This is a genomic window from Rhabdochromatium marinum (assembly GCF_016583795.1).
Taxonomy (GTDB): Bacteria; Pseudomonadota; Gammaproteobacteria; order Chromatiales; family Chromatiaceae; genus Rhabdochromatium; species Rhabdochromatium marinum.
Window position 1 is genome coordinate 1 of record NZ_NRRS01000135.1, and the last position, 3,182, is coordinate 3,182.

5 protein-coding genes are annotated in these 3,182 nt (G+C 60.3%); all 5 read left to right on the forward strand.

Annotated features, from left to right (window positions below; genetic code table 11):
• Positions 1-181: 181 nt before the first annotated feature.
• The 5 genes from CKO36_RS18675 to CKO36_RS18690 all read left to right on the forward strand — a co-directional run bounded on the left by CKO36_RS18675 (position 182) and on the right by CKO36_RS18690 (position 2,893).
• Positions 182-568, forward strand: a complete 387-nt coding sequence (locus CKO36_RS18675; protein WP_200286417.1) for a DUF302 domain-containing protein — start codon at positions 182-184, stop codon at positions 566-568.
• A gap of 411 nt (positions 569-979) precedes the next feature.
• A complete protein-coding gene (locus CKO36_RS18680) occupies positions 980-1,348 on the forward strand; it encodes a SpoIIAA family protein (RefSeq protein ID WP_200286415.1) in 369 nt (122 codons plus the stop codon).
• A gap of 76 nt (positions 1,349-1,424) precedes the next feature.
• Positions 1,425-1,982 (forward strand): DUF2269 family protein, encoded by a 558-nt coding sequence (locus CKO36_RS18685; protein ID WP_242469737.1) that lies wholly within the window; start codon positions 1,425-1,427, stop codon positions 1,980-1,982.
• A gap of 1 nt (position 1,983) precedes the next feature.
• Complete coding sequence (locus tag CKO36_RS19995; RefSeq protein ID WP_242469738.1) at positions 1,984-2,178, forward strand: hypothetical protein; 195 nt, start codon at positions 1,984-1,986, stop codon at positions 2,176-2,178.
• Between the two features lie 61 nt (positions 2,179-2,239).
• Positions 2,240-2,893 carry an SDR family NAD(P)-dependent oxidoreductase gene (locus CKO36_RS18690; protein WP_200286416.1) on the forward strand — a complete coding sequence of 218 codons (654 nt, stop codon included), beginning with the start codon at positions 2,240-2,242 and terminating at the stop codon, positions 2,891-2,893.
• The last annotated feature ends 289 nt before the right edge of the window (positions 2,894-3,182 follow it).

Sequence of the window (3,182 nt, forward strand, 5' to 3'; positions counted from 1 at the left end):
CGAGCGGTTCACGCCGTATCGAGCCGTGAAAGCGATCTTGCAAGCACGGACTGAGCGCCTCCGGTTGGGACTGCTCAACCAGGACTCCAGTTGCTCGCCCGGACAAAATCGGGTGCTATCAACGGAGAGCGAATTACCGAATGAGCACTTTCGAGTATGAAATTCGGAGCAGATGAATGACATGTATGGATTTTCCAAACAAGTCGCCCCGCCGTTTGACGAAGCCGTCGCGCGCGTCACAGACGCGCTGCAAACGGAAGGCTTTGGCGTACTGACCGACATCGACGTTCAAGCCACACTCAAGGCCAAGCTGGACATTGACGGCCGCGCCTATCGGATTCTTGGGGCCTGCAATCCTCCGCTCGCGCATCGCGCGATCACGGCCGAGCCACCGATCGGTCTGCTCTTGCCCTGCAATGTCGTGGTGCGTGAGTTGGAAGGCGGTGCGATCAGTGTCGATTTCATGGATCCCGAGGCCGTCCTGCAACTGGTCGATAATCCGCAGGTGACTGAAATCGCTCGCGAGGTGCGGGAGCGCTTATCGCGGGTGCGCGATCTTCTCTCCTGAGGCTTGCAACCAGCGGAATTGAGGAGGGCCTGTTCGCCTGGTCGCCCGGCTGCGGTTGAAGTCGCCGATCATTTTCCTCAAGGATCGGCAAGCGACTGAAAGCGCGTGCGGTCATCACGATTGACGACGACAAGCCGAGCCGCGCCTGCATCGAGGCCAACGCCCATACCTTGGATGCTTCGAAGGCGAAGCAGGCCAGTGAAGCCCTGCTGCAGCGAGCCAAGCTCAACGCACTCGCAAGCGTTGGCGAGTATGCTCCGGACCTGGAGCCTTGAGCAGCTACGCATTGACTTGAGATGGCTGAGCGGCTTGATGCAAGCTCAACTCAATGCAAACGCAATCCAGCTCAGGCAAAAGTGTTTGCCGAACAGGCCAGTTGGCTCATAAATTGGCTCAATGGAGGTCATCACCATGATCGAGATCCGCGAACAACAGAACAGCAATATCGTCGAGATGGCAGTCTCGGGCTCCATCACGGCGCAGGAATTTGACGATACGCTCACCATCTTCAAGTGCGCCATCGAGCACCATGGCCGTATCCGCCTCCTTGAGGATATAGGCCAGCTGGACACACCACCCATCCCTTGGACCAAACTGTGGGACGACGTGAAATTCAGCTTCGAGCACCTCAGCGACATCACTCATGTCGCCGTGGTGGCTGATCAGGGTTGGATTGGCGTCTATGTGAATATGCTAAATCCGCTGATGAAGGCCGAGATCAAGCACTTCAAGCGCCCTGAATTGAAGGTCGCGCGGATCTGGCTGTCCGAGGCAACCTAGCCTAGGGGTGGCCCCAGGAAGGCATCGCGCTCGCAGCTGCGCTGATCGCCACCACCACAGCCACCGCGATATCCGCATGCTCTATCACCTTCTGAAAGCCATCCATCTTCTCGGCGTTGTGCTTTTGGTCGGCAATGTCATTGTGACCCTGGTCTGGAAGCGGCGGGCGGACCGCACGGGTGATCCATCGGTGATCGCCTTCGGCCAGCGATTGGTCTCCCTGACCGATTGGTGGTTCACGCTCGGCGGCGTCATTTTGATCCTCGTCGGCGGCTTTGGCGCGGCATGGCGCGCGGGACTCGACCTCTTCGGCCTGCCTTGGCTGCTCTGGGGACAGGTGCTGTTTGGGGTCTCGGGTCTGCTTTGGGCTTCGATTCTGATTCCAGCCCAGATCCGCCAAGCACGCCAGGCCAGAGCGTTCGCGACCACAGGCGTGATCCCCAAAAGCTACTGGCGCAAGCTACTGGCGCGACGCGCACCGCTGGACCTGATGGGGCATCCTGGCCATTCTGCCGCTCTTGGTGGCAATCTGGATCATGATTGCAAAACCCAGCGCTGCAGACCCAAGCGAGATGGCGCTGGCAAATCGGACCTCAACAGACCCCAAAGCGACGAAGCACTCAGGCACGTTTGAGTTGCTGGCGCAGCTCATCCAGGGAGCAGGTATTGAGGACATCGTCGCCGCCGAACAACTGCGGCGGGTCTATGCGGTCGCCGTCCAAGACATCCACCCCGGCGAATTTGAGCAGGGTGATCCGCCCGGCGATGTCCTCATCCCCCCGAAAGTTGCTGGAACAAAGGCACGCGGCGGCGAGATCGATAGACCTTAGCGCGCCGCACGCTGATTCAGTTCACGGCGGTCAATTCAATTTCTCAATCACACCGCAGGCAATGCGCGGCCTGGAGGTGCGAACGCTCGCCGAGGCAACGCTCGCCGCCGCTCCTCGCCTGGGTATCTTGCTCAACAACGCTGGCGTCGGCGACCCGCCGGGTCCGCGCCGCGAGAGCACCGATGGTCATGAACTGCACTTCGCGGTCAATACGCTTGCGCCCGTCGTACTGACTCGGTTGCTGGCCAAACGGCTCGCCGAGACGGCACGGACAACCCAGCCCGCGCGCGTGGTCATGGTCGCGTCTGTGGCTCAGGCGCCGATCGATTTCGAGGATCCGATGCTGACCCAAGGCTATGACGGCATGCGGGCCTATGCACAGAGCAAGCTCGGGCTGATCATGGCCACTATTGAGCTGGCGGCTGAGTTCAAGCCACTAGGCATTACCGTCAACGCCCTGCACCCGGGCACCCTGTTGGATACCAAGATGGTGCGGGAAGGCTTCGGTCGCGCCCTTGGTTCTGCCGACACCGGCGCCGAGGCCGAGGCCGAGGAACATCTCGCCACGGCACCCAGCCTAGCCGAAGTAACTGGCGTCTATTTCGATCAGATGAAACGCGCGCTGCCCGAGGCCCAAGCGCAGGATGCCGGCTCCCGCCAGCGGCTGATGGCACTGCTCGATCAACTCGCCGATGCCAAGTCCAGCGCTGACTGACGGGGCGCTTGGCGCGCGACATGGGTATCGCCAGCATCGACAACCAACTCGAGATTGCGCCGGTGGTCGGTGATGCGACCCCGAACGAGCTTTATCGACTGGTTGAGGACACCAACCGACATTCCGCACCCGCTCACGCCACCAACAGGTTTTCTCTCAACTGGGTGCTACCTTTCAATAATGTCCTTAGCAAGGCTGAGCACCGAACTGATCGATCTTGTCCCAGAATTGCGCCCAGCGTCCGGTCGACTGAACCAATGCACGTAAGCTCAAAACAATCTTGGCGCCC